23 protein-coding genes are annotated in these 25,487 nt (G+C 62.4%); 9 read left to right on the top strand and 14 right to left on the bottom strand.

Translation table 11 applies throughout. The annotated features are described in order from the left end of the window. Positions 1-47 precede the first annotated feature (47 nt). From NKI38_RS12105 to NKI38_RS12125, 5 genes are all read left to right on the top strand, one after another. Positions 48-788 carry an NUDIX hydrolase gene (locus NKI38_RS12105; RefSeq protein ID WP_352657759.1) on the top strand — a complete coding sequence of 247 codons (741 nt, stop codon included), beginning with the start codon at positions 48-50 and terminating at the stop codon, positions 786-788. A 79-nt stretch (positions 789-867) separates the two neighbouring features. Continuing rightward, on the top strand, positions 868-2,046 hold the full coding sequence (locus tag NKI38_RS12110) for an MFS transporter (RefSeq protein WP_352657761.1): 1,179 nt from the start codon (positions 868-870) through the stop codon (positions 2,044-2,046). Between the two features lie 111 nt (positions 2,047-2,157). After that, positions 2,158-2,616: a YqfO family protein gene (locus tag NKI38_RS12115; RefSeq protein ID WP_352657764.1), complete on the top strand. Its 459-nt coding sequence runs from the start codon at positions 2,158-2,160 to the stop codon at positions 2,614-2,616. Positions 2,617-2,769: 153 nt separating this feature from the next. Then, on the top strand, positions 2,770-2,937 hold the full coding sequence (gene rpmG, locus NKI38_RS12120; protein WP_006201775.1) for a 50S ribosomal protein L33: 168 nt from the start codon (positions 2,770-2,772) through the stop codon (positions 2,935-2,937). Positions 2,938-3,624: 687 nt separating this feature from the next. Continuing rightward, positions 3,625-3,834 (top strand): hypothetical protein, encoded by a 210-nt coding sequence (locus NKI38_RS12125; protein WP_352657766.1) that lies wholly within the window; start codon positions 3,625-3,627, stop codon positions 3,832-3,834. Positions 3,835-4,222: 388 nt separating this feature from the next. On the opposite strand, the gene NKI38_RS12130 is transcribed toward NKI38_RS12125, so the two are convergent. From NKI38_RS12130 to NKI38_RS12170, 9 genes are all read right to left on the bottom strand, one after another. Next, a complete protein-coding gene (locus NKI38_RS12130; RefSeq protein ID WP_352657768.1) occupies positions 4,223-5,290 on the bottom strand; it encodes an ABC transporter ATP-binding protein in 1,068 nt (355 codons plus the stop codon). A 4-nt stretch (positions 5,291-5,294) separates the two neighbouring features. Continuing rightward, positions 5,295-6,143, bottom strand: coding sequence for a carbohydrate ABC transporter permease (locus NKI38_RS12135; protein WP_352628134.1), 849 nt, complete (start codon positions 6,141-6,143; stop codon positions 5,295-5,297). Beyond that, a complete protein-coding gene (locus NKI38_RS12140) occupies positions 6,143-7,066 on the bottom strand; it encodes a carbohydrate ABC transporter permease (protein WP_352657770.1) in 924 nt (307 codons plus the stop codon). Before NKI38_RS12140 ends, NKI38_RS12135 begins: the two co-directional genes overlap by 1 nt. 185 nt (positions 7,067-7,251) lie before the next feature. Beyond that, entirely contained in the window at positions 7,252-8,529 is a 1,278-nt protein-coding gene (locus NKI38_RS12145; RefSeq protein WP_352657772.1) for an ABC transporter substrate-binding protein, read from the bottom strand. Between the two features lie 29 nt (positions 8,530-8,558). After that, entirely contained in the window at positions 8,559-9,746 is a 1,188-nt protein-coding gene (locus NKI38_RS12150) for a PLP-dependent transferase (protein ID WP_352657775.1), read from the bottom strand. Next, positions 9,743-10,477, bottom strand: coding sequence for a FadR/GntR family transcriptional regulator (locus NKI38_RS12155; protein ID WP_352657777.1), 735 nt, complete (start codon positions 10,475-10,477; stop codon positions 9,743-9,745). Before NKI38_RS12155 ends, NKI38_RS12150 begins: the two co-directional genes overlap by 4 nt. 152 nt (positions 10,478-10,629) lie before the next feature. Beyond that, the gene (locus tag NKI38_RS12160; RefSeq protein WP_352657780.1) at positions 10,630-12,099 is read right to left on the bottom strand and encodes an FAD-dependent monooxygenase; all 1,470 of its coding nucleotides are present in this window, start codon (positions 12,097-12,099) and stop codon (positions 10,630-10,632) included. 540 nt (positions 12,100-12,639) lie between these two features. Next, complete coding sequence (locus tag NKI38_RS12165) at positions 12,640-14,013, bottom strand: PleD family two-component system response regulator (protein ID WP_352657783.1); 1,374 nt, start codon at positions 14,011-14,013, stop codon at positions 12,640-12,642. A 33-nt stretch (positions 14,014-14,046) separates the two neighbouring features. Beyond that, complete coding sequence (locus NKI38_RS12170) at positions 14,047-14,418, bottom strand: response regulator (protein ID WP_013531932.1); 372 nt, start codon at positions 14,416-14,418, stop codon at positions 14,047-14,049. Between the two features lie 242 nt (positions 14,419-14,660). On the opposite strand from NKI38_RS12170, the gene NKI38_RS12175 reads away from it, so the two are divergent. Further along, positions 14,661-14,960 carry a DUF3572 domain-containing protein gene (locus NKI38_RS12175; RefSeq protein WP_352628127.1) on the top strand — a complete coding sequence of 100 codons (300 nt, stop codon included), beginning with the start codon at positions 14,661-14,663 and terminating at the stop codon, positions 14,958-14,960. Continuing rightward, the gene (locus tag NKI38_RS12180) at positions 14,957-15,610 is read left to right on the top strand and encodes a hypothetical protein (protein ID WP_352657787.1); all 654 of its coding nucleotides are present in this window, start codon (positions 14,957-14,959) and stop codon (positions 15,608-15,610) included. Before NKI38_RS12175 ends, NKI38_RS12180 begins: the two co-directional genes overlap by 4 nt. A gap of 18 nt (positions 15,611-15,628) precedes the next feature. Here NKI38_RS12180 and NKI38_RS12185 read toward each other — a convergent pair whose 3' ends face one another. Further along, positions 15,629-17,152, bottom strand: coding sequence for a hypothetical protein (locus NKI38_RS12185; RefSeq protein ID WP_352657789.1), 1,524 nt, complete (start codon positions 17,150-17,152; stop codon positions 15,629-15,631). A gap of 187 nt (positions 17,153-17,339) precedes the next feature. Continuing rightward, on the bottom strand, positions 17,340-17,915 hold the full coding sequence (locus NKI38_RS12190) for a GNAT family N-acetyltransferase (protein WP_352657791.1): 576 nt from the start codon (positions 17,913-17,915) through the stop codon (positions 17,340-17,342). Between the two features lie 65 nt (positions 17,916-17,980). Between NKI38_RS12190 and NKI38_RS12195 the strand changes: the two genes are divergently transcribed. Continuing rightward, positions 17,981-19,309 carry a DNA polymerase IV gene (locus NKI38_RS12195; protein WP_352657793.1) on the top strand — a complete coding sequence of 443 codons (1,329 nt, stop codon included), beginning with the start codon at positions 17,981-17,983 and terminating at the stop codon, positions 19,307-19,309. A 24-nt stretch (positions 19,310-19,333) separates the two neighbouring features. Here NKI38_RS12195 and NKI38_RS12200 read toward each other — a convergent pair whose 3' ends face one another. Then, on the bottom strand, positions 19,334-19,840 hold the full coding sequence (locus NKI38_RS12200) for a hypothetical protein (protein ID WP_352657796.1): 507 nt from the start codon (positions 19,838-19,840) through the stop codon (positions 19,334-19,336). A gap of 201 nt (positions 19,841-20,041) precedes the next feature. Here NKI38_RS12200 and NKI38_RS12205 point away from each other — a divergent pair, with 201 nt between their 5' ends. Further along, the gene (locus tag NKI38_RS12205) at positions 20,042-20,923 is read left to right on the top strand and encodes a DMT family transporter (protein ID WP_352657798.1); all 882 of its coding nucleotides are present in this window, start codon (positions 20,042-20,044) and stop codon (positions 20,921-20,923) included. Between the two features lie 11 nt (positions 20,924-20,934). Here the strand turns inward: NKI38_RS12205 and NKI38_RS12210 are convergent, their stop codons facing one another. Both NKI38_RS12210 and dnaE read right to left on the bottom strand, forming a co-directional pair. Beyond that, complete coding sequence (locus NKI38_RS12210; RefSeq protein ID WP_352657801.1) at positions 20,935-21,738, bottom strand: potassium channel family protein; 804 nt, start codon at positions 21,736-21,738, stop codon at positions 20,935-20,937. A gap of 67 nt (positions 21,739-21,805) precedes the next feature. Next, on the bottom strand, positions 21,806-25,333 hold the full coding sequence (gene dnaE / locus NKI38_RS12215; RefSeq protein WP_352657803.1) for a DNA polymerase III subunit alpha: 3,528 nt from the start codon (positions 25,331-25,333) through the stop codon (positions 21,806-21,808). Positions 25,334-25,487: the final 154 nt, after the last annotated feature.

A 25,487-nucleotide genomic window follows, 5' to 3' on the forward strand; every position in this document is an offset into this window, starting at 1 on the left:
GTGAAAGGCCACTTTCGCTTGCCAGAAGTTTCCGCTAGGTCCTGCGCATGGACGGTATGACCAAGGCGGAAGTCGACAAGATCGAGCGGAGCATGATCGCCCATAGCGACCAGCCAATTCGCCCGCGCGACGCGGCGACCCTGATCCTGCTCGACCGCAAGGGCGATGACGTGCTGGTTCTGATGGGCCGCCGCCATGCCGGTCACGCCTTCATGCCAGGCAAGTTCGTCTTTCCCGGCGGCCGCACCGACCCGGCCGACAGCCGCATCCCGGTCGCCGCCGCATTGCACCCTGAGCAGGAAGCCAGGCTGATCGCCGGGCCGGGGCGCACAAGCCCCGCACGAGCCCGCGCCATCGCCTTGTCGGCCATCCGCGAGACCTATGAGGAAGCCGGATTGCTGATCGGCCGCAAAGGCGCTTTCGCAACCGCCAGGGCCGATTGGCAAGGCTTCGCCGAACATGGCGTGCGGCCCTCCCTGGACATGCTGCGCTTCGTTGCGCGCGCGATCACGCCGCCCAACCGGGTGCGCCGCTTCGACACACGCTTCTTCAGCGCCTGGCGCGACGATGTCGCAGTCGAACTGCCGGGTGGCGGCCCGACCAACGAACTCGAAGAGCTGATCTGGCTGCCACTTGCCAAGGCCCGGGAAGCCGACATACCCGACATCACCCGAATGATCCTGGACGAGCTACAAAAGCGCCTCGCCCATGATCCACTGCTGCGTCCAGGCGGCCCCGTGCCCTTCTACCGGCTTGTCCGCAACCGCTTCATCCGCGAACTTCTCTAGAGCAATTCCAGGAAAAGTGTGACGCGGTTTTCCGTCCGGAATTGCGTAAGATCAAAAAGACAGAGTATTCAGCATCCCCATGACGGTCGATACCCAACAACAGGGCGACGAACGCGTACACTGGCTGCCTATGGTGGCGGCGATCTCGTCGATCAGCGTCGTCGGCATCGCCATCGGCCTTGGCATGCCATTGCTCAGCGTCATCCTCGAAACACGCGGCCATTCGGCCTCGATGATCGGCCTCAACACCGCCGTCGCCGGTCTTGCCTCGATCGCCGGAGCGCCGCTCGCCACACCGCTCGCCATGCGCTTCGGTGTCGCCTGGACCATGATTGCCATGATCGCCACCGGCGCGCTGGCCTTTGTCGGCTTCCATTTCGCGCCGGATTTCTGGATGTGGTTCCCATTGCGCATCGTGTTGCACATCGCGCTGACGGTGCTGTTCATCCTGTCTGAATTCTGGATCAGCACCTCGGCGCCGCCGCACCGGCGCGGCCTTGTCCTCGGCATCTACGCCACGGTTCTGTCGCTCGGCTTTGCCGCCGGGCCGTGGCTGTTCGCCCATCTCGGCAGCTCCGGCTTCAGGCCGTTCGGCGTCATCATCGGATTGGTGGCGCTGGCAGCCATACCGGTGCTGGCGGCGCGCAACGAGAGCCCGACCATCGTCTCCGACGGCGAGACCAGCAATTTCCTGCGCTACATCTGGCTGGTGCCGTCGGCGACCGCCGCCGTGCTGGTGTTCGGCGCGGTGGAAACCGGCGGCTTTGCACTGTTCCCGATCTACGGCAGCCGCATCGGCTATTCCGAAGCCGACGCAGCCCTGCTCCTGACCATGATCGGCCTCGGCAACGTGCTGTTGCAGATCCCGATCGGCATGATCAGCGACCGCGTCAGCGACCGCCGCTATCTGCTGATTGCCTGCGCCGCCGTCGGCCTTGCTGGCACGGTCTTCATGCCCTTCTTCGCGCAGAATTGGCATTTGATGGCGGCCCTTCTATTCGTCTGGGGCGGCGTTGTCGCGGCCATGTACACGATCGGCCTTGCCCATCTCGGCTCGCAGCTTTCCGGCCACGAATTGGCGTCGGCCAACGCCGCCTTTGTGCTGTGCTACGGCGTCGGCATGGTGCTCGGCCCGCAAGCGATCGGCATCGGCATGGATGCATTCGGTCCGTCCGGCTTCGGTTGGTCGCTCGGCCTGTTCTTCGCCGCCTATATCGGCCTGGTTTGCGTCAGGCTTATCCGCAAGATTCTCCTGTAGCGCCAACTGCCGCCAACTCTGAATTGGCGTGGCATGGCGACAAGCTGCTGACAGAACCGTGTCAGGAGCCCAGGGCTAAAAGGGTGTCCTAAAACACATGAGGACACTTCCATGATCGATAGCGGCTTTGAAACCACATCGTTGCGAATGACACTGCTTCTGCTTGTAACCTTCCAGGCTCCGGCCGCCGACGTCGACCGCATCATGGACGCAGTGGTGGCGATAGCGCCGCTGGCCATGGGCAAATATGACCGCAACGCCTATCAGTCGGCGCATGGCATCGAGCGCTACAGGCCGCTTGACGGTGCGGCCGCCGGCGCCGAAACCGAATTGCGGCGGCGCCCCGGCACCGTCGAGGTTTCCTTCGAATTGCCGGACGATCAGGCGTTGGCGGCCCGCGTCGTCGAGGCGATTTTCCAGGCGCACTCCTACCAGGAACCGGTGATCCGCATTCAGCCGATCCTGGCCAGCCGCTCCAAGGGACTGGACGACCGCGCCAATCCGAATCGCTGGTGGAACACGACCGGGGACTGGAAGAAGGTTTCGGCACCTGCTACGCAAACCGCATGATTTCCGCTCACCAGCCGCCTCCGACGGGTTGTACAGGCCTGGCGGGCTTGACTTTCCGGGCGCGTTCTTTATGTGTCGCGCCAAGTTTCCCGCGTCCGGGTGTTCTCCCCGTGCTCCAGCGGCCAAAACTCCACGAACAAACGGACTGATATCATGGCCAAAGCCGCAAACATCAAGATCAAGCTTCTGTCGACCGCCGACACCGGTTTCTTCTACGTGACCAGCAAGAACAGCCGCACCAAGACGGACAAGCTGTCGTTTCGCAAGTACGACCCGGTCGCCAAGAAGCACGTCGAGTTCAAGGAAACCAAGATCAAGTAATCTGGGTTCTTCCTCTGCAATGCCGAAACGCCGCCCAATGGGCGGCGTTTTCGTTTGTAACCACTTGATTTCATTGCATCCGCGCAAAGGCATCAGCCAAAAGGATTGACCGTTCGCCAGGGTTGCGGCACCCTTGGGTCGTGGGCTGGCAGGGGGCGCTGAACAAGGCCCCTACGGATGTCGAAGAAGTTGAAAGCTGCAATCATTGCAGCCCTTGTTGCCCTGGTTGCCGGCATCGCCGTTAGCAACGGGCTGATTAGCCAGCAGACGGCCGACGAGATCAAAGCCAGAACTGACCAGGTTTTGACCGAGGAGGCAGCCTCGCCTGCGCCTCAGCCTGCGCCTGATAGCCCCTCTGCGCCTTCCACGGAACCTGCGCCGCAGGCTCCGAGCCCGCCTGCCGCGGAACCGCAGCAAGGGTCCCAACAGGGTCAATAAAAAAGCCGCCTGCACGAGCGGGCTTCTCGTGTGTGCGATGAAGTGGTCAGGCCCGCAGGAACGCTTCGCCTAAAATCATGAGGTCGCGCACCGCGCACGTTTCCACGCACCGCACGCCCTCGCGTCATCACCACGCCTGCGGAGTGTATCGTTTTAATACAATCGCCAATTGGTAGACTCGCACGATGGATAGGCAGTTAGTTTCTGCGTCAGGCTAAAGGGGGAAATGCCTCGACCTGGGAGAAAACGATGTCCATTCAAAAAGGTGACTATCGAACCAACAGAGCCGACTACGCGATTGCCGCGACGCATGGCGGAGTGACCGCCGAAGACAGCGTTCGAGACGAGATTCTGGCAAGAAGAAAGAAGTCCCTGTGGCTAAAAGAGCGGCGATCAGCCAAGTCGGCTGAGAACCCAATGGACAGTTCGCCGCTGCCCAAAAGAAGCCCTCGCGGTTAGACGCTACAGCCGCCTTCCGCGATCGCACCATAACCACACATCATCGACTAGCCCATACTTGCAGATGCAGCCGGCGGTATTGACCTCTCGCACGGCGGCTCTAATTCGTGACGAAATGGCTTCCGTTCTTCTTAAAAGACGGCAGGACTAAAGTCTTGTACTCTACACGCAAAGGTCTGAGGGGTCCTGTTAGGTTCCGGAAATGTCTGTTGGACGTTCCGTTACTTTAGTTAATTGAGATGTAGTATCCCCTTATATTTCCTGCCCGACATTCGGCGCCTGATGCGACCGTTCGTAATCCGCAGGCCCGTCGTTCAGCAGGTTCAGCGCCTGTGCAGATCGCCGTGCAACCGGTCGATCGCGTCCCAAATGCCCGGGCTGAGTTTCCTCAGCCGATGCGATCACCGCTTTTCGGGTCGAACAGGTGCAGCGACGCCGGATCGGCCGCCAACCGTACCACGTCGCCGGGCTTCACGCCGGCACGGCCCATGGCAAAGACGCAAAGCTGCTGGCTGGCCAGCTTGACGTAGAACTGCGTCGAAAGCCCGAGCGGCTCCACCACCACCACCTCGCCCTTCAACGCACCGTCATCCGCCAGCCGGATATGCTCGGGCCGCAGGCCGACGGTGATGGCGTCACCGTCCTTCAGCGGCAGGCCATCCGGCAGGCGCAGCGCCTGGCCATCGGCCAGCACGGCCTCCGAGGCACCGCCCTTGCGGACTGTCGCCGGCAGGAAATTCATGCCGGGTGAACCGATGAAACCGGCGACGAACATGTTGGCCGGCCGGTCGTAGAGATCGAGCGGCGCGCCGACCTGCTGGATCAGCCCGTCATGCATGACGACGATCCGGTCGGCCATGGTCATCGCCTCGATCTGGTCGTGGGTGACGTAGACGGAGGTGGTTTTCAACTGCTGGTGCAGCGCCTTGATCTCGGCGCGCATATGGACGCGCAGTTTTGCGTCGAGGTTCGACAGCGGCTCGTCGAACAGGAAGACCTTGGGATCGCGCACGATGGCACGGCCCATGGCGACGCGCTGGCGCTGGCCGCCGGACAATTGCCGTGGCAGGCGTTGCAGGAAAGTGTCGAGCCCGAGCCGTTTGGCCGCGCCGTCCACCCTCGCGTCGATCGTCGTCTTCTCCGCTTTCTTCAAGAGCAGGCTGAAGCCCATGTTCTTCGACACGTCCATATGCGGATAGAGCGCATAGGACTGGAACACCATGGCGATGTCGCGGTCCTTCGGCGCGACGTCGTTGACCAACCGCTCGCCGATCCGGATCTCGCCGCCGGAAGCCTCCTCCAGCCCGGCGATCATGCGCAAAAGCGTGGACTTGCCGCAGCCTGATGGCCCGACCAGGACGACGAATTCGCCATCGGCGATTTCAAGGTCGACGGCGTGCAGGACACGGACGGCGCCATAATCCTTGCGGACCTTTTCGAGCGTAACAGAGGCCATCGATCTATCCTTTGACGGCGCCGGCGGTCAGGCCGGTGACGAGATAGCGTTGCAGGAAGGCGAAAAAGATGCAGACCGGGATCAGCGCCAGGATGGACGCCGCCATCATCTGTCCCCAGTCGACGGCGAACTTGCCGATGAAGGTAAGCAGGCCGACCGCGAAGGTCTTCTGGTCGTCGCTGGAAATCAGCATCAGCGCGAACAAAAGCTCGCTCCACGCGGCCGTGAAGACGAAGCCGAGCGTCGCGCCCATACCGGGCAGCGTCAGCGGCACGATCACCTTGCGCATCGCTTGCGCGCGGGTGCAGCCGTCGATCATCGCCGCCTCTTCCAGGTCCTTCGGAATGCCGTCGAAGAAGGACTGCATCAGGAAGGTGGCAAACGCCGTATTGAAGGCGGTGTAGATGATGATCAGCCCGGTCAGGCTGTTGATCAGCCCGATCTGACCCATCACGCGGTAGATCGGCGGAATGACCATCACCAGCGGAAAGGTCTGGGTCAGCAGCAACATCAGCGCAAGTGCTGCCTTGCCGCGAAAGGTGAAGCGCGACATGGCATAACCGGCGAGCGTCGCAATGACCGTCACCAGCGCCGCCGTCGACACCGAGACGATGACGCTGTTGAGGAAATAGCGCGGGAAATCTGTGGCCTCGAGCACGGTGACGAAATTCTGCAGCGTCATTTGCGACGGCCAGAAGGTGATGCCTTCGGAATACAGAAGCCGCTCCGGCGTGACCGAGATCTTCAGCGTCCAGTAGATCGGAAACAGGGCAAAGAGCACGTATGCCGCGATTGCGGCGTAGAGACCGATGCCGCCGAAGAAGCGCTGCGAGGTTGAACGCCCTGCGATCATCAGACGTGCCTCACCAGCGTGCGACGGATGCCGATCAGCGCGATCGCATAAGCAATAAGCAGGACCAGCAGCAGCACGGCCACCGCCGAGGCATAGCCCTTGTCCAGCGATTTGAAGGCGCTGACATAGATGTAGACAGGCACCGTGTTGGTCGAGCCGGCGGGTCCGCCCTCGGTCATGACGAAGATCAGGTCGGCGAAGGTGGCGATCCAGATGGTGCGTAGCATGACAGTGATGGCGATGGTCGGCGCCAGGAACGGCAGCGTCACCTTGGTGAAGCGCTGCCAGGGCGAAGCACCGTCGATGGCCGCCGCCTCATGCAGTTCCGATGGAATGGATTTCAGCGCCGCCAAAAGGGTGATGGCGAAGAACGGGATGCCGAACCAGACATTGGCGACGATCGGCCCCCACATGGCGGTTGAAGGATCGGACAGAACATTGGTCGGCTCCGCCTTCAACCCCAGTGCAAACAGCCAGTGCGGCAACGGGCCGATGATCGGGTTGAACAGCCAGGCCCAGGTCAGGCCCGACAGGAAGGACGGCACCGCCCAGGGCAGGAACACCAGGGCTTGCACCACCTTGCGGCCCCGGAATGGCTTGTCGAGCAGCAGCGCCAGGCCGAGGCCGAGGAAGAACTGGAAGAACAGGCTGGCGACGGTCCACCACAACGTGTTGACCAGCGCCTGCCCCAGAACCTGATCCGACAGCATAGCCTGATACTGCCCGAGCCCGACATATTCGGACTTGAACGCCGAGAATTTGCGGAAGGAGTAGCTGATGCCGATGACCAGCGGCACCAGAAGCACCACGACCAGAAGGAGGATCGCCGGGCTGAGATAGAGCCATGGCTCGATTGCGGCGTGGGATAGCTGCTTGCGACGCGGCTTGCCGGCGGATCGTATTTCGGACACGGCGTAGGTCATGGGCTGAGGATCTGGCTCCCTGGAGCGGCGTCGGGGACAGCGTCCTTCTCCCCGTCACTATACGGGGAGAAGATGCCGGCAGGCAGATGAGGGGCAGCGCAAACCTATCGAGGCGTGGCGCCGCCCCTCATCCGTCACTTCGTGACACCTTCTCCCCGTGAACGGGGAGAAGGAAGAAAAGGCGCTTACTTCTTGTTCTTCGCCAGCCAGTCCTGCTGTTCCTTGGTCAGGAAGGCAGCCCATTGGTCGGCGACTTCCTTGGCCGTCTTCTGGCCGAGCAGCACTTCCTGGAAGTTCTTGATCGCCACCTGATCGACGAAGTTGCCGAGGTTCTCCAGATGCGTCGGCGGGGTCACCATTTCATATTTGGAGCTGTCGCTCAGCTCCGTGAACCAGCCCTTGAACTGCTCGGTCTTGAAATGGGGATCCTGGTCGGCGCCGTTGTGGATCGGGACGACGCCGACTTCCTTGGCCCATTCCAGATTGTCCTTCGGCGACAGCAGCGTCGCCATCAGCTTCCACGCGTCGTCCTTGTGCTGCGAGTTGGCGAACATCGCCCAGCCGGCATAGCCAAGGGTCGGATAGGACTTGCCGCTCGGTCCGACCGGCAATGGCGCCACGGCGAAGTCGTCGGCGCTCATCTTGTCGGCGATGCCAAGCAGCGCGTCCGGATCCTGGTTGAGCATGGCGCAGGTGCCGGAATAGAAGCCCGTGACCGTCTCGTTGAAGCCCCAGCTCACCGCATCCTTCGGCGCCAGGCCGTCCTTGTACATGTCGGCCAGCATCTGCAAGCCCTTGACCGAGCCTTCTTCGTTGATCGTCGAAGTGCCGTCCTCGTTGAAGTAGCCGCCCTTGCCGGCGGCGATGTTCATGAACATGTGCATGCCGTTGAAGGCGCCCGGCCCGCCGCGCAGGCAGTAACCGTACTTGCCGGGGATCGCGGAAATCTTCTTGGCATCAGCAATGAACTCGTCAAGCGTCGCCGGCGGGCCATCGAGGCCGGCCTGCTTGAACAATTTCTTGTTCCAGAACAGCGCGTTCACATAGTAGCCGTAGGGGATCATGAACTGGGTGCTGTTGACGGTCGAGCCGAACTGCTTGGCACGGTCGCCGAGCGTCTTGGCGTCGTCCCACTTGGCCATGTAGGGGCCGAGATCCTCAAGCTGGGCATTGTTGGCATAGAGGCCCATCCAACGTTCCGGCATCTCGACGATATCGGGCGTATCGCCGGCCTGCACCATGGTCAGAAATTTCTCGAAGGCCTGGCCCCAGGGCAGCGAGATCAGCTCGACCTTGATGCCCGGATTTGCTGTTTCGAACTCGGCGATCTGTTTCTTCAGGAATTCGGTGCGCGGCGGGCTGGTGATGACTTCGACCATTTTCAGGGTCGAATCGGCCAGCGCGCCTCCGGCGGAAATCGCCAGCCCCGCAACGGTGGCAAGCATGACGGTCAGTTTTTTCATGTTCAAGACTCCCATTTTGAACCCGCTTGTTATTTTCTGGCTTTTTCGAAGGCCTGGGCGACATCCGCCCACAGGTCTTCGACACTCTCCAATCCGACATTGAAGCGGATGGTTCGAGGGCTGACGCCGAAGCGCGCCATCGAATTCAGGCCCGGCGTCTGCTCCAGCGACGCCTTGGCCGGCACGACCAGGCTTTCATGCCCGCCCCAGCTGACGCCGATGCGGAAATATTTCAGCGCGTCGACGAAGACCGGGATGTCGATATCGTCCGTCACCTCGAAGGAGAACAATCCGGCATAGCCGGCCAGCGTCGCCTTGCCCGGATGGTTCGAATAGACGGGGTGGTTGACCCGCTCAACGTTGCCATGCGCTTTCAGCCGTTCGGCGATGGTCAGGCCGCTCTTCATGTGGTGCGGCAAGCGCAGCGGCAGTGTGCGCAGGCCGCGCAGCAGCAGCCAGGCCTCGAACGGCGACAGCTTGCCGCCGAGATAGGAATAGGTCTGTTCATTGATGTGCTTGATATGGGCGGCGGAACCCGCCACCACACCAGCTACGGTATCGCTGTGGCCGCCAAGGTATTTCGAGGCCGAGTGCAGCACCAGATCGACGCCATGCGTGATCGGCTTCTGGAACACCGGCGTCGCCCAGGAATTGTCGATGGTGGTGACGATGCCCTGCTCCTTGGCCAGCCGCGTCAGATGCGCGATGTCCTGCAGCTCGAACATCATCGAGGTCGGGCTTTCCAGGTAGAGCAGCTTGGCACCGGGAAGCGCCGCCGCGACCGCATCGGGGTCGGAACCGTCGACGTAGTCGACCTTGATGTTGAGCCGGGGCAAAAGCCGCTCGAACAGCCGGTAGGCATCGCCATAACAATTGCGCACGGCGACGATGCGCTCGCCGGCGCCGACAAAGGCAAGCACGGTGGCGCTGATCGCCGCCATGCCGCTGGAAAAGCCGCGCGCTGCCTCGGCACCCTCGAGCGCGGCCACACGCGCCTCGAATTCCATCACTGTCGGATTGTCGCCGCGCGAATAGATCGGCTGCTTTCGTTTGCCGGCAAAGGTATCGGCCATCTCGGCATAGGTGGCAAAGGTGAACAGCGAGGTCTGGTAGATCGGCGGCACCACCGCACCGCCGGGGAAAGGTTCGTCATGCGCCAGCAGTGTTGCCGCCTCGGCAAGATAATCGTGATCGAAACCCGATGGATGCTCGTTCATGTCTGGCTCGAAAGTTTGAGTTTGGCGGCACCGCGCTTCAGATCGTCCTCTACGGTGGCGATCAGCTTGAGCGCTTCGGCGCGGGCGCCCTGCGGGTCGCGGGCGGCTATGCGTTCGTAGATGGTGCGGTGGTAGGGAAAGCTGGCATGGCCGAAGTCGCGCACGCCGAGCGGATGCTCCCAGAAGCGATGGAATAGCTCATGCATGGCGGCGATGATCTGCTCGAACAGCGGATTGCCCGAGACCCGGTAGACCGCCTGGTGGAACTCCCAGTCCTCTTCCGACGACATGCCGTCGCGCGTGCGGAACGCCTGCTCCATGACGTCGAGCTTGCGCGCGATCTCGGCGATGTCGGCCTGGCTGGCGCGCTCGGCGCAAAGCGCCGCAGCCTCCGCCTCCAGCGCACGGCGGATTTCCAGCGTCTGCATGAGTGAGGTGAAATCATTGCCGCCTGCCAGCGTCAGCGGCATGTGCAGCATGTCGGGTGAAACAGCCGCCTTGAGATAGGTGCCGCTGCCTTGCCGGCGCTCGACAAGGCCAAGCCCTTCCCAGCGTGTCAGTGCCTCGCGCACCGTGTTGCGGCTCACCTTCAGCCGCTCGGCCAGAATACGCTCGGTTGGAAGCCTCTCGCCGGGCTGCAACGCCTCGGCGCGAACAAACCCTACCAACGCCTTCAGCACGGCGTCATCTCGCGCCGTCGTCTGAATGGGTGGCAGGCTGTTCTGGTCCACATCTGCTCCAAGTGGTCCAATGGTCCAACCAATTTCTGCACAGATGAAAGATGCTGTCAATTGCTTGTCAGGAGACCGATCCTTTTTCATGCTGTTGATGATGGCGACAACGCGTATCAGGAAATCGTGCCGGCCAGCTTCGACCGCATCTGCTAATCCGCAGCAGACGGTCCGAACCAGGTCGTCAGCGCGTCCGGCAGTCCCTGTTGGGTTCCCACTCCAACCCAAGCCACATAGCCATCGGGCCGGACCAAAACTGCGGTTGGCGCCGCAACCTCACCAAAGACCGGAAGCTCCCAAGCACCGGCATATTTTGCGTCGATCAGCCGGACCCGATCAGCCCAGAGTGCGATGTCTGGCCTGCCGGTCTCACCGAGGTTAAGCAGCACGGGCCGCGCCTCGTGCAGCAAGGTGAAGACCCGCAACGGTCCGTCAGCGGTGGCCAGATCAAGGTCGGGCATTCGCCGCCCAAGCAGCGGATGCCCCTCGCCGAGGTCGTAATGAACGCCCAGGCCGGACATCTCAGCGGCGATCCGTTTGCGGGGCTCATCCATGCCGAGCAACTCGGCAAAGATGTCGTTCAATGCCCTGGTACGGTCATCCGTACGACGAAGAGCGACCTGTGCCATCGTGTTGCGCAACACGCGGGCAGCGACCGGATGACGTTCGGTGTGATAGCTGTCGAGCAGGCTTTCCGGTGATATCCGCTTGACCACCTGGGCGAGCTTCCATCCCAGGTTCACCGCGTCCTGCACGCCGATGTTGAGGCCCTGTCCGCCCATCGGCGGGTGGACGTGCGCTGCGTCGCCGGCCAGCAGGACGCGTCTGTCGCGGTATTTCGCGGCCTGCCGCGTCATGTCGGTGAACCGCGAGAGCCAGGTCGGACTGTGGACCCCGTAATCGGTGCCGTAGATGGCAATCAGCGCCTCGCTGAGCTCGCACAGGGACGGTTCGCCGCGGGCCTCCAGGTCCGGTTCCGTCAGCACGACGCCAACTTTTTTGCCGTCCTCGATCTTACCCAGGGCATGAATTCCGAAGGCGTTGCTGCGAAAACCCCATTCCGGCTCTTCCGACATCTCGACTTCGGCAATCATCCAGCTCATCGTCGGCTCCCATCCGGCGAACTCAATACCGGCTGATTTGCGAACGGTGCTGCGGCCTCCGTCGCAACCAACCAGATATGTCGTCTTCAGCCGGTGGCCGTTGGACAGTTTGACATCGACGCCGCTGGCGTCCTGGGCAAACCCCGCCACCTCGTGTCCATGATAGATCGGCACCTTCAGCTCGCTGACCCAATCGGCCAGGATCCGCTCGATGTGGTTTTGCCGCAGCGCCAACAGATAATTGTGCCGGGTTGGGAAGTCGCTGATGTCCAGGCGGATCATGTGAAAGCCCACGGCCTGGCCTATCTGGCCCTGCGCGAGGAACCGATCGGCAATCCCGCGCTGATCGAGCACCTCGATGGTTCGGGCATGCAGGCCGCCGGCGCGCAGGCCCGCGAGTTTCTGATCCGGCCGTCGTTCGACAATAGCGACGTCGACGCCCGCCAACGCCAGTTCGCCTGCCAGCATCAATCCCGTCGGACCGCCCCCAGCTATCACCACCGCATGATCTGAAATCATGATCGTCACTCCCGTTTGCGTACCTTGGTTTGGGCCGCTGTCTTACGGGAGGAGCTGGGTCTTGCCGCAAGCCCCTTGTGCGCCATATGTATGAAATGGAAAGGATCGGTATTCTTCCCGCTGTCGGTTGCCACGCAACAAGCTTGTCGCACAAGACGATATGCTGTGGCGGTTCCTGAGGACGATATCCGGATTTTCACCGCAAAAACGCAGAGTTCCGTGCCTTGGCACGGAACTCTGATGTTCTTTTGGAAAGAAGGGGGCCGGTCGGCGTTTGGCAGCGGTACGAGGAGGCCACTAAGTGCCAGCGCCGGCCGGCCGACCCCACGGACCCAGGAGATGCGGCGGACCTGAGCATCATGGGGTATTCCTGGAGATCGGAGCCGGCTGTCTATCCTCGTGCCGGCTTCGTCTTGGCCTTCACACTTGCGCAAGAGCTTATGAAAATCAACAGTTTCTTAACCAAGGCTCGCGAATCGCTTGGATTAAGGTAAACGGGTAACCCTGTCGGGGTTGACTGGAAAATTGGGGCTGAACCGATTAAGCCGCCTTGGCAACGACGCGGTTGCGGCCGCCGCTCTTGGCTTCGTAGAGCGCGAGGTCGGCACGCTTCATCAGCGCCGCCACCGTATCCACGCCCTTCAGCACCGACGACACACCGACGCTGACCGTGACTTCGATCGTCTTGCCGTCCTGGCCGATGGCAAAGGGCGCCTGGGCAATTTCGGCGCGAATGCGTTCGGCCACCTTCTCGGCCACCGCGCCCTCGGTATCCGGCATCACCACGACGAACTCCTCGCCGCCAAAACGGCAGGCAAGATCGATGCCCCTGACATTCTTGCGCAGCCGTCGCGCAAATTCCCGCAACACCTCGTCGCCGCCATCATGGCCGTGCGCGTCGTTGATCGCCTTGAAACGGTCGAGGTCGGTGATCATCACCGACAGCGGCCGGCGCCGTGCCACGGCGCGATCGAACAGCGTCTGCAAGTGGCTGTCGAGATAGCGGCGGTTGTGCAGCCCGGTCAGGCCGTCGGTCACCGCCATTTCGATGGTCTGGGTGACGCTGGCGCGCAACTGGTCGTTGTAGCGCTTGCGGCGCACCTGGGTACGCAGCCGTGCCGTCAGTTCCTGCTGGTCGATCGGCCGCATCAGATAGTCGTTGATGCCGAGTTCGAGGCCGCGGATGATGCGTTCCTCCTCGCCCTCCTCCGCCAAAAGAATGATCGGCACGAAGCGGGTGCGATCCAGTGAGCGCAACTGCGAACAGAGCCTGAGCGGATCGAAATCGGCGAAGGCCGTCGAGATCATCACGCATTCATAGGACGTCTCGGCAGCCTGGAAGAAGCCGGCATGCGGATCGCTGGAGATATCGAGATCGGCGCGGTCGCGCAGCATCTTCTGGATGCGCTCGACGGATGATTTGCGCTCGTCGATCAAAAGCACTTTCGGCATTGTGTCCTCGGACGCGAAATTGCGGCTGAGCAACTCTTCGATGCCGATGTTGCGCGTCGTCGAGGCGCGCAGCCGCAACTCGTCGGTCAGCGACTTCAAGCGGACCAGGCTTTTGACGCGCGTCATCAGCTGCAGATCGTTGACCGGCTTGGTCAGGAAATCGTCGGCGCCGGCCTCGAGCCCGCGCACGCGGTCGGAAACCTGGTCGAGCGCGGTGATCATCACCACCGGAATGTGCGATGTCGCCGGATCACTCTTCAGCCGCCGACAGACCTCGAACCCGTCCATGTCGGGCATCATCACGTCGAGCAGCACGACATCGACCTTGCCGTTCTCGCAGGTCTCGATCGCGTCCGGCCCGTTTGTAGCGGTCAGCACCTCGAAATATTCGGCCAGCAGGCGGACTTCCAGCAGCCGCACATTGGCAGGGATGTCGTCGACGACGAGGATCCGCGCAGTCATGTCACAAGGCTCCGGCTCGGCTGGAAGGATACATTACGCATCGCCCAAATAGGATTTGATGGTTTCGATAAAACGCGGCACCGAGATCGGTTTCGAAATATAGGCCTCGCAGCCACCCTGGCGGATACGCTCCTCGTCGCCCTTCATCGCGAAGGCGGTCACCGCGATGACCGGGATGACATGCAGCTCGTCATCCTCCTTCAGCCATTTGGTCACCTCCAGCCCCGATACTTCAGGCAGCTGGATATCCATCAAGATGAGATCCGGCCGGTGCTGGCGCGCCAGATCCAGCGCTTCCAGACCATTGCGGGTGCGCACGGTCTCGTAACCGCTTGCCTCGATGAGGTCCCGAAAGAGCTTCATGTTGAGCTCATTGTCCTCGACGATCATGACCTTCTTCGGCATCGATATCCCGTCCCGGTCGTCCTTCCGCCCGAAGGCGACCGTCATGCGCCCATGTCTAGACGCACCAAACCCTGCTTCACTTTACGGCAATATCATTGACGAAACGGAAATCCGCGGCTGGAAAACTGCGCAAATTCCACCCCGTCCTTGCGCGTCCAAAGGGCGCGCCACGCTCTAATGGCTTGCCGCAAGCAACTCTTGCCATTACTGCGGGAGAGACTCATTCCACACCGAAGGTAGTGATGGCAAACGCAGCGTCAATGCGCGAAGAGGCGGAATCGATTGCAGTGAAGGCCCTGGGCTTCGTCGCCTCCGATCCGGAGCTGCTGCCGCGCTTTCTGGCGATCACCGGCATCGAGGCGCATTCGATCCGTCAGGCTGCCAGCGAGCCGGGATTCCTGGCCGGTGTCCTGCAGTTCATTCTCGCCCACGAGCCGACGCTGATGCGCTTTGCCGAGGAAACCGGCACGCCGCCGGCTGCTGTCGGCAAGGCCTTGCGGGCACTGCCGCTGGGCGACGACAACCACGAGCATTCCATATGAGCGACGATCCCGAAACCGCGCGCCAAATCGAGGAACTGATCGCTGACGACCGCCCGCTGCTGGTGCTCGACGTCGACGACGTCCTGCTCGAATTCATCCGCCCGTTTCCGAATTTTCTCAGGGCGCGCGGCTATGATCTTACGCTGGCCTCCTTTCAGCTGACCGGAAACATCGCCGAGACGGCGAGCGGCCGCCTGATCGAACAGCCCGAAGTCACCGCACTTCTGGGCGATTTCTTCGACGCGCAGGCCGACTGGCAGAATATCACGGAAGGTGCTGCGGAAGCCTTGGCAGGGCTCGGCGACCGCGCTGAAATCATCTTGCTTACGGCTATGCCGCATCGACACCGGGCCGTGCGCCGCGCCCATCTCGATGCCCTCGGCGTGAGCTACCCGCTTCTGACCACTGAAATGGCCAAGGGGCCGGCGGTGGCCAAGCTTCGCGGCAAGGCCGGCCGGCCGGTCGTCTTCGTCGACGACCAGCCGCGCAATCTGGCGTCTGTGCAGGATGCGGTCGCCGATGCAGAGCTGTTCCACTTGATGGCCGACAATTCGCTGCGCGCATTCCTGCCGCCGGTGCCGGACAACGTCGTCGTCGTCCAGGACTGGCATGAGGCCGCGCCGAAGATCGCGAGCGCGCTGGGGCTCTAAAGCCCCGCTCTCAAGGGTTCAGTTCGCTCCTGCCCCGCCGCTGTCGTCACCGCTATCGTCCCCGCTGTCATCATCATCGACACTGTCGTCCACGGCCGGATCGGCGGGTTTCAGCATGACGCCGTTGACGCTGACCGAGCCGTCCGCTTTCGCGTTGACGACCCATTCCAGCCGGCCATCGGGCAGCGTCTTGCCGAACCCTTTCGCCATGAGGGCGACGGGCACGTATTGCGCCACTTCTGGCTCCGACTTTGCCGCCTCTTGCAGGCCTTCGACCATCTTGTCGAAGCCGGCGACATCGACGGTCACGCTACCTTCGGGCTTTTCGCCGGGGAACGTCATCTCGCCTTGCAGCGCGATCTCCGTGTCCTTGTTCTTCACCGTGCTGTGGCCGAGCACGACCTTCGGCGTCTTGGCCATGAAGTCGGCTTTGAGCTGCTCGCCGAAATCAGCCGACAGCGGCGGATCCTGATTGAGATCAAAGGCCTCGATCGCCTTCTTCGCCATGCTGTCGAGATCGATGTTGGCGCCGCCGAAGTTCAGGTCGATATCGGTGGGCAGCAGCCCCACGCTCCAGCTCGGCAGAAGCTGCTGCGGCACCGTCAGCCCCGATGCCTTGATGCCATAGGTGACCGTGCCGTTCTGGGCGACGCCGTCGCTTCCGAATGCAGTGCTGAGCTGGGTGGCGCCGAAATTGCCCACCGGGCTTTCCACGGCGAAATCCTTGAAGCCGTAGGTTCCCTCGACACGCTCCCAAAGTGGCAAGGCGGCGAGCAGAAGCGATTTGAGCTGCGCCTGGTTGGCCTTCAGCGTCGCCTCATCCTCATTGGCCACCGCAAATGCCAGGAGATCGAGCAACGGCTTTGTCCGCACGCCCTTGCCGCTGGCTTCGACCGACAGCTTCGGCGACCTGACGGTGACCGGGAATTTCAGCCCGCTCTCTGGATCGTCGAAATTAATCGCTTCGACAAAACTCGACACCTTTTGCGAGGTCGTGAAATCGACGCCGCCGGACGCGGACTTGGTCGCGGCAATGGTCGCGGTGCCGGCGCCAGTGCTGGCTTCCATGCGCTGCTTGGCATCTTTCGATGCCATCGTCATGCCGGCCATCGAACTGGTACCGCTGGTGAAGGCCGCCAGACTGGGGTCGTAGACGCCCGAGCCCTTGCCGTCCTTGATCGAAAACTGCGTGCTTTGCAGCCCCTCGGGTCCGTTGAACTCGAAGGAAGCGCTTTGCGAGAAATCCATCGAGACATCCCAGGATCCATCGCTGCGCGGCTTGACCATCAGCGCATAGGGAGCGAAGTCGAACTTCAGCAGCTTCTGCTCCGGGAATGATGCGGCAAGTGCCTTGAAATCAAACAAGATCTTGTAGGCGTTGCCCTCGAGCGAAACCTTCAGGATGCCTTTGTCGATCGCCTGCTTGCCGACATAGCGGGACAAGTCGTCGGACAATTGCTTCGCACCCTGACTGTCGACAGTCTGACCGAAAGCAGGTGCACTCAACGCAAGGAGGAAAACGAATGGCAGGGTACGGTTCACGCGAATTCTCCGTTTGACCTAATGCATGTCGCCCAAAAGTGGGTCCCGGTTTTGGGAGAACGACATGCATAAACAAAAAAACCTGAAGCGCATGCGCTTTAGAAGGAACGCTTCGTTCGTCTGGTATGAAATTACCGCCGCAACCGCAAGGCGGCATCAACAACGCTATCAGGGCGGAACGCCTCGATCAAAGCACGAGCCGCATCAGCGGCCGGCCCGCCTTGCGTTCCACGAGCCTTTCGAAGCCGGCCTTCTCGAAGACCCGCGACGAGCCCACGAACAGGCCGATCGAGCGCGAATCGCGAGACAGGTCTATCGGGCAGGCCTCGACCAGCCGTGCGCCATTCTTGCGGGCGAAATCGATGCCGCCGTCGACCAGGCGATGCGTGATGCCCCTACCGCGCGCCTTGCTGCGGATGAAGAAGCAGGAGATTGCCCAGACGGCCGGATCCGCGGCGTCGGCGGGATCGATCGGTGCCGACCCCCTGCCCTGATTGTTCCATTCGGGCACGTCGGAGCGCGGTCCGATCTGCATCCAGCCGACCGCCTGGCCATCCTCGAAAGCCAGCAGACCCGGCGGCGGGCCGGCTTCGATGCGCGCCTTGATGTGGTCCTTGTTGCGCTCCCGGCTGCTTTCGCGGCGCACCGCCGGCGCCATACGGAAATGCGTGCACCAGCAACCGTAACAGGCACCCTGCTTGCCGAAGAGATCCTCGAAATCCGCCCATAGCGCGGGCGTCAATGGCGCTATGGTCGTGCTCATGCGTTCTCCCCAGACCACCCTTGTCGCTGGTCTTGCGCTGTCGTACTATTGCGTTTGTTCTCTTTATGTTCCCACAAATGGCGGCTCCTGTCAACCATCCCCACCACGGTTTTTGCCGCGACTGCCTGACATTTCAGCGCAGCGAAACGCGCCGTTGCGAGCGCTGCGGCAGTCCAAGGCTTGCGCGTCATCCCGAGCTTTACCGGCTGCATCTGGCCCATATCGATTGCGATGCCTTCTATGCGGCGATCGAAAAGCGCGACAATCCGGCGCTCAAGGACAAGCCGCTGATCATCGGCGGCGGCAAGCGCGGTGTTGTCTCCACCGCCTGCTACATCGCCCGCATCCAGGGCGTGCGCTCGGCAATGCCGATGTTCAAGGCGCTCGAAGCCTGCCCCGAGGCAGTCGTCATCAGCCCCAACATGGAAAAATACGTGCGCGTCGGCCGCGAGGTGCGCGCCATGATGCAGGCGCTGACGCCGCTGGTCGAGCCGCTGTCGATCGACGAGGCGTTTCTCGACCTCGCTGGCACCGAACGGCTGCACGGCCTGCCACCGGCGGTGGTTCTGGCGCGCTTCGCGCTGGCGGTCGAGAAGGAGATCGGCATCACCGTTTCGGCCGGCCTGTCCTATTGCAAGTTCCTCGCCAAGATAGCGTCGGACTTCCGCAAGCCGCGCGGCTTCTCGGTCATCGGCGAAGCCGAGGCGGTCGGCTTCCTGGCGGAGCAGCCGGTGACCATGATCTGGGGCGTTGGCAAGGCGTTCAACGCCACGCTGGAGCGGGACGGCATCCGCACCATCGGCCAATTGCAGCAGATGGACCGTGGCGACCTGATGCGGCGTTACGGCACCATGGGCGACCGGCTCTACCGCCTTTCGCGCGGCGAGGACGTCCGCCGCGTCGACCCCGACCAGGACGCCAAGAGCGTATCGGCCGAAACCACCTTCGACACCGACATCGCTTCGCTGGATGAGCTGGTTGCGGTGCTGAGGGGCCTTTCGGAAAAGGTCTCGGCACGACTGAAGAAATCGGGCATTGCCGGGCGCACCGTGGTGCTGAAGCTGAAGACCCAGGATTTCAAGCTGCGCACGCGCAACCGCCAACTCGGCGACCCGACCCGGCTCGCCGACCGCATCTTTCAGACCGGGGTGGAGCTTCTGCGCAAGGAAACCGATGGCACGAAATACCGACTGCTCGGCATCGGCGTCAGCGACCTCTCGGACGACGACAAGGCCGACCCGCCCGATCTGGTCGACGTCCAGTCGCGCAAGCGCGCCATGGCCGAAGGCGCCATCGATGCCCTGCGCGACAAGTTCGGCCGCAAGGCGGTTGAAACCGGCTATACCTTCGGCAAGGGCCGCGACGCTCACCCGCCGGAACCACTCGAGGAGTGACGCCGCATATCGCTGCGTTGAGATTCAACTGCGCTGCAGGTCTATCCTGCTCGTCACCACGCTCTTGCCGGTTTTCGGATCGGTGTCGACGACAGTCAGCCGCATGCCGTTCTCGCCGCGTTTCTCGACCCTCATCTGTGCCCTTCGGTCGCCATTGACCTCCTTGGCCCAGCGGATGCCGAGATTGATCGCGTTGCCGGAGCGACTGCCGTTGAGTTGCGCCGGCCCGGTACGAGAACCGACATAGGTGCCGCTATATTTGGCACCGCTGGCTTTCAGATCCGCGCTGATGACGCGCGTCACCACAATCAGTCCGCGGCAATTGCCGTCGAGCGACAATGAGCTCGACGTCGCGTTCGACTTGAAGTTACAAGACACGTTCACCGTTGGCGCGTCTGTGGTCACCTTGACGATACCCTTGCCGGCGAAATCGCCCCTGAACGACTGGAGAAATTTGGCCTCGTCGGCATGCGCGGTGCCTGCCGCAACCAACAGACATCCAGCAAGGCCGAATTGTGCGAATAATCTCATCGAAACTCTCCTTGTCGATCTCGAAAAAGGTGGGACAGTTCACAACGCAGGCACGGCTGGCTACGCGGGCTCAACGCCCCTTGCCGTTTCAGGTTCCGCCCACGGCATGACTGTTTTGCAACATCCAGCCTTGGCGACTGGCCCAGAAGAATGCAGCGGCTAGCGATTGCGGCAAAAGCTCCGTCCTGCGACACAGCCGGCATGACACCTACCCCTTCGATTCCAAAGGCAGCGTTCTGGATGGCGTTGTCGATCGCCTCGTTCCTGGCGATGTCGGTCGCCGGCCGCGCCACGACAGCCGAACTCAACGTCTTCCAGGTGCTGGAACTGCGCTCGGTGATCGGCTTTTTCATCCTTCTGCCGCTGGTGATGATGAGCGGCGGCTTTGCGGCAATGCGCACGCAGCGCCCCGTCGCCCATATCGCCCGCAACGTCATCCACTATACCGGCCAGGCAGCCTGGCTCTACGCGCTGACGCTGATCCCACTGGCCGTGCTGATCTCGATCGAATTCACCACACCGATCTGGACGGCTATCCTGGCGGTGATTTTTCTCGGCGAAAGGCTCTCCCGGCCAAAGCTTGCGGCGATCGTCCTGGGGCTGATCGGCGTGGTGATCATCGTGCGCCCCGGTGTCGGCTCGGTCGATCCCGGACATCTCGTCGTGCTCGGTGCCGCCGTCTGCTTCGGCATCTCGGTGGTCACGGTCAAATCGCTGACGCGAACGGACAGCGTCGTGCGCATCATCTTCTGGATGCTGATCATCCAGTCGGTGGTCGGCCTCGTTCCGGCGCTCTATACGTGGCGCAACCCGCCCCTGGAACTGTGGCCATGGATCGTGCTGATTGCCTTCACCGGCATGTCGTCGCATTTCTGCATGGCCCGTGCGCTTGGCTATGCCGACGCGACCGTCATTTCGCCGATGGATTTCCTGCGTGTGCCGCTGTCGGCGCTGATCGGCTGGCTGCTCTATAGCGAGCAGATCGACGCCTTTACCGCCGGCGGCGCGCTGCTGATCCTGATGGGCAATCTGCTCAATCTTCAGCGAAGGACGATAAGGCCGGCCGACGCGGCGGCGTCGTAACACCCAGCTGGTCAGTTTCCCTCATCGGGAATGTTCAGAAGATGGCCGCAAGCCTTGCAATGCACGGCATCCGGCTCATGCCGTTGCAAGCCGCATTGCGGACAGGGAAAGACCACCTTGGCCGGCCGGAAAATCGCCTGCGCCAGCCTGACGAACAGCGATATGCCGATGATCATGGTGACGATTGCCGTCAGCTTGCCGGCTATGCCGGGCAGCACGATGTCGCCGAAGCCGGTCGTCGTTACCGTGGCGACGGTGAAGTAAAGCGCGTCGATATAGTTTTCGAGGCCGGCGCCAGTGCGGAAGAAGAAGGTGTAGACGAAGCCGGTGACGACGAACAGAAACGTCAAAAGGTTGATGACCGCCTGGCTCGCCTCGCGCCAGGGCCGCAAGCCGCGCATCTCCAGATGCCGCCAGAGCGAACCGCTGCGCGACAGCGACCACAGCCGCAGGATGCGCAGGAAAGCGAGATTGGCCAACGCCGTCGGCATCAGCAGTGTCAGCAGGATGAAGACATCGACCCACGATGTCGGCTGCTTCATCAGCCGCAGCATGTCGTTGGAAGCCAGCAGCCGGGCAACCAGGTCCGCAGCGACCAGAGCGGCCGCCGAATAGTCGAGCCAGAGGAATGACGGCTTATCCTGGAGAACCGGCGTCGCGATGAAGAAAGCGATGATGGCGAAGTCGATGATGACAGCCACCAGCTGGAACCGGAAAGCGGCGGGTGTGCGCCCGTGATAGAGCTTGCGCAGCCGGTCGTGCAGCCGCGCCAGGGTTGAAACCGCCTGTGATCCGCCCGTGCCTGCCGCTTTCATGACGATTGCGGTGGCGTTCGCTGCAGGAACCGCCCGGCGGAATGCAGCCAGCCCGGAAGAGCGGTGGTCACACCAATTCCACTTCGACCACGCCCGGCACCGCTCGCATCGCCGAGGCGATCTGTGGGGAGATCCGGTAGCGGTTCGGCAGCTCGATCTCGATTTCCCCCTCGCCTTCTTCCTTGATCAGCACGAAGCTCACCTGGCCCTCGCCCCTGACGGCAAGCTGCCCAGCCAGTGTGCTGATCGGCGCGGCGTTGCGCACGAAAATGCGCAGTGCCTTCTGGATGCGGCTTGCCTCGTCCTCCAGCGACTGTACCGAGTTGATGCGCAGATTGACGCCTTCGGGCCTGTCCTCGGCCGCGACCGTGATGACGACGGAGCGGCCGGCTTCGAGCAGGTCGCGATACTGCGCCAGCCCTTCCGAAAACAGCACGGCTTCGTACTGTCCGGATGTATCGGAAAAGGCAATGACGCCCATCTTGTTGCCGGTGCGCGTCTTGCGCTCCTGCTTGGATGTCACCGTGCCGGCCAGACGCCCGGCGGCGGCACCGCGCTTGACGGCCGCCGAAAACTCGGCCCACGTCTGCACCCGCATCTTCTGCAGCGCTGCCTTGTACTCGTCGAGTGGATGCGCCGAGAGGTAGAAGCCGACCACCTGGAATTCGCGGTGCAGCCGGTCGGCGGCGAGCCACGGTTCCGTCGCCGGCAGATTGAGCGCCTGCGACTGGGCGCCGAGCGAGGTGCCGAAGATGTCGTGCTGGCCGGAGACCGCGTTCTGCTGCGCCAGCGACGCCAGCCCCATCATGCGTTCCACGCCCGCCAGCATCGACGCACGATCATGGCCGAAGCAGTCGAGCGCGCCGGCCATGATCAGGCTTTCGAAAACGCGCTTGCCAACGATCTTCGGATCGACCCGCTCGCAAAAATCGGCGAGGTTCTTGAACGGTTTTTCGCCACGCTGGGCAACGATGTGCTCGACCGCCGCGTCGCCGACGCCCTTGAGCGCGGCCAGCGAATAGTAGATGCGGTTCTCACCGACCTCGAAGGGACGAAAGCTCGATATCACCGACGGCGCCAGCACCTCGATGCCCAGGCGCAGCGCATCCTGGCGGAAGTCGGCGAGCTTGTCGGTGTTGCCCATGTCGAGCGTCATCGACGCCGCCAGGAACTCGACCGGATAATGCGCCTTGAGATAGGCGGTCTGGTACGAGACGACCGCGTAAGCCGCGGCGTGCGACTTGTTGAAACCATAGTCGGCGAACTTGGCCAGCAGGTCGAAAATGAAGTCGGCTTGCGGCTTGCCGACACCGCGCTCCACCGCGCCGGTGACGAAGCGCTCGCGCTGCTTGTCCATCTCGGCGCGGATCTTCTTGCCCATGGCACGGCGCAGCAGATCGGCTTCGCCGAGCGAGTAGCCGGCAAGCTCCTGCGCGATCTGCATCACCTGTTCCTGGTAGACGATGACGCCTTGCGTCTCCTTCACCAGATGGTCGATCTTGGGATGGATCGACGCCATCTCCTCCTCGCCATGCTTTCTGGCATTGTAGGTCGGGATGTTCTCCATCGGCCCCGGCCGGTAGAGCGCGACCAGCGCGATAATGTCCTCGATGCAGTCGGGCCGCATGCCGATCAGCGCCTTGCGCATGCCCGCACTTTCCACCTGGAACACGCCGACCACTTCGCCGCGCGACAGCATGGCGTAGGTCTCGGGATCATCGAGCGGGATCGTCGCCAGGTCGATCTCGATGCCGCGCCGGCGGATCAATTTCACCGCCGTTTCGAGCACCGTCAGGGTCTTCAGGCCGAGGAAGTCGAACTTCACCAGCCCGGCCTGCTCGACATATTTCATGTTGAACTGGGTGACCGGCATGTCCGAGCGCGGATCGCGGTACATCGGCACCAGCTCCGACAGCGGCCGGTCGCCGATGACGATGCCGGCGGCGTGTGTCGAAGCGTGCCGATAGAGGCCTTCCAGCTTCTGCGCCATGTCGAGCAGCGTCTGGACGATCGGCTCCCTTTCGGCCTCTTCGGCAAAGCGCGGCTCGTTGGCGATGGCGTCCGCGAGCTTGACCGGATTGGCTGGGTTCTGCGGCACCATCTTGGAGAGCTTGTCGACCTGGCCATAAGGCATCTGCAGCACGCGGCCGACGTCGCGCAGCACGGCGCGAGCCTGCAGCGTACCGAAAGTGATGATCTGTCCGACCTGGTCGCGGCCGTATTTCTGCTGGACGTAGCGGATGACCTCCTCGCGGCGATCCTGGCAGAAGTCGATGTCGAAGTCGGGCATCGACACGCGGTCGGGATTGAGGAAGCGCTCGAACAGCAGCGAGAAGCGCAGCGGATCGATGTCGGTGATGGTCGTCGAATAAGCGACCAGGGAACCTGCGCCCGAACCACGGCCCGGCCCGACCGGGATGCCCTGTGCCTTGGCCCATTTGATGAAGTCGGCAACGATCAGGAAATAGCCGGGAAACTTCATCTTGGTGATGATGCCGAGCTCGAAATTCAACCGCTCGCGATATTGCTCGACCGTGTAGCCGGGAGTCGGGCCATGCGCGGCCAGCCGCGCGTCGAGCCCCTCATGCGCCTGACGGGCCAGTTCGTCGGCTTCCGCCTGCACGGCGGCGTCATTGTCGGCGACATCGCCGCCGGTGAAGCGCGGCAGGATCGGATTGCGATTCCTGGGATAGTAGGAGCAGCGCAGCGCGATCTCGACGGTGTTGTCGATCGCCTCCGGCAGATCGGCGAACAGCCGCGCCATATCGGCCTGACTGCGCAGGAAATTGTCCGGCGACAGCCGGCGGCGGTTGTCGACGGCGACGACAGAGCCCTCGGCGATGGCGATCAGCGCGTCATGCGCGTCATAATCGTCGCGCGCCGAGAAGAACGCCTCGTTGGTGGCGACCAGCGGCAATTCATGGGCGTAGGCCAGATCGATCGAGGATTTCTCGATCATCCGATCATAGCCGGAAACCCGATCCAGCTCGACATAGAGCCGGTCGCCGAACATCGACTTCAGGGTCAAAAGCCGTGCCTCGGCCAGATCGCGGCGATCTTCCTTGAGCGCAATGCCGATCGGTCCGCGCGGCCCGCCACTGAGGCAGATCAGCCCGTCACAATAGCCATGCATCATTTCCGTGGTCAGGTGCACGGCCTCGCCTGGCGGCGTTTCGAGGTAGACGCGGCTGACCAGCCTGACCAGATTGGAATAGCCGGCCTCGGTCGCGGCAAGCAGGACGACCGGCCGCATGTCTGGGCCTTGCCGCCTGCGGTCGCGCTGGCCATCGCTGTTTTCGCCGGAAAATGCGAGCGAAATCTGGCAGCCGATGATCGGCTGGATGCCGTCCTTCACCGCCTTCTGCGCGAATTCCAGCGCGCCGAACAGATTGTTGGTGTCGGTGACGGCAATGGCCGGAGCTTCGTCCTTGACCGCGTGAGCGACCACCTTGCTAATCTGCAAGGCGCCTTCCAGCAGCGAATAGGCCGAATGCACGCGCAGATGGACGAAGGGCCGAGCGGGCGCCTCCGGCCGCGCCGCAGCAATCGCTGCTTCGCGCTTCAGGGGATCGCGGGGAAGTTTTTCGTCGGCCATGGTGCTGCGTGAAGGTCCTTGAGTCGATGGACATGTATTGTCCGGGACCGCGCGATGCCAGTCCAGCACAAACAACTGCTGACCACAGGCTTGCCGGCGCCCTGCTCGGACCACAGAGATTGTTTCGAAATTCGCTCTGGCGAGTCATGTGGTG

Source organism: Mesorhizobium sp. M0621 (genome assembly GCF_040320745.1).
GTDB lineage: Bacteria > Pseudomonadota > Alphaproteobacteria > Rhizobiales > Rhizobiaceae > Mesorhizobium.

Coding starts and splice junctions, on each gene's coding strand:
- NKI38_RS12160 (WP_352657780.1), bottom strand. CDS start 12,099: ATGATTTCAGATCATGCGGTGGTGATAGCTGGGGGCGGTCCGACGGGA.
- NKI38_RS12125 (WP_352657766.1), top strand. CDS start 3,625: ATGTCCATTCAAAAAGGTGACTATCGAACCAACAGAGCCGACTACGCG.
- NKI38_RS12205 (WP_352657798.1), top strand. CDS start 20,042: ATGACACCTACCCCTTCGATTCCAAAGGCAGCGTTCTGGATGGCGTTG.
- NKI38_RS12200 (WP_352657796.1), bottom strand. CDS start 19,840: ATGAGATTATTCGCACAATTCGGCCTTGCTGGATGTCTGTTGGTTGCG.
- NKI38_RS12180 (WP_352657787.1), top strand. CDS start 14,957: ATGAGCGACGATCCCGAAACCGCGCGCCAAATCGAGGAACTGATCGCT.
- NKI38_RS12140 (WP_352657770.1), bottom strand. CDS start 7,066: ATGACCTACGCCGTGTCCGAAATACGATCCGCCGGCAAGCCGCGTCGC.
- NKI38_RS12145 (WP_352657772.1), bottom strand. CDS start 8,529: ATGAAAAAACTGACCGTCATGCTTGCCACCGTTGCGGGGCTGGCGATT.
- NKI38_RS12170 (WP_013531932.1), bottom strand. CDS start 14,418: ATGCCGAAGAAGGTCATGATCGTCGAGGACAATGAGCTCAACATGAAG.
- NKI38_RS12175 (WP_352628127.1), top strand. CDS start 14,661: ATGGCAAACGCAGCGTCAATGCGCGAAGAGGCGGAATCGATTGCAGTG.
- NKI38_RS12115 (WP_352657764.1), top strand. CDS start 2,158: ATGATCGATAGCGGCTTTGAAACCACATCGTTGCGAATGACACTGCTT.
- NKI38_RS12105 (WP_352657759.1), top strand. CDS start 48: ATGGACGGTATGACCAAGGCGGAAGTCGACAAGATCGAGCGGAGCATG.
- NKI38_RS12190 (WP_352657791.1), bottom strand. CDS start 17,915: ATGAGCACGACCATAGCGCCATTGACGCCCGCGCTATGGGCGGATTTC.
- dnaE (WP_352657803.1), bottom strand. CDS start 25,333: ATGGCCGACGAAAAACTTCCCCGCGATCCCCTGAAGCGCGAAGCAGCG.
- rpmG (WP_006201775.1), top strand. CDS start 2,770: ATGGCCAAAGCCGCAAACATCAAGATCAAGCTTCTGTCGACCGCCGAC.
- NKI38_RS12130 (WP_352657768.1), bottom strand. CDS start 5,290: ATGGCCTCTGTTACGCTCGAAAAGGTCCGCAAGGATTATGGCGCCGTC.
- NKI38_RS12150 (WP_352657775.1), bottom strand. CDS start 9,746: ATGAACGAGCATCCATCGGGTTTCGATCACGATTATCTTGCCGAGGCG.
- NKI38_RS12210 (WP_352657801.1), bottom strand. CDS start 21,738: ATGAAAGCGGCAGGCACGGGCGGATCACAGGCGGTTTCAACCCTGGCG.
- NKI38_RS12195 (WP_352657793.1), top strand. CDS start 17,981: ATGTTCCCACAAATGGCGGCTCCTGTCAACCATCCCCACCACGGTTTT.
- NKI38_RS12165 (WP_352657783.1), bottom strand. CDS start 14,013: ATGACTGCGCGGATCCTCGTCGTCGACGACATCCCTGCCAATGTGCGG.
- NKI38_RS12135 (WP_352628134.1), bottom strand. CDS start 6,143: ATGATCGCAGGGCGTTCAACCTCGCAGCGCTTCTTCGGCGGCATCGGT.
- NKI38_RS12110 (WP_352657761.1), top strand. CDS start 868: ATGACGGTCGATACCCAACAACAGGGCGACGAACGCGTACACTGGCTG.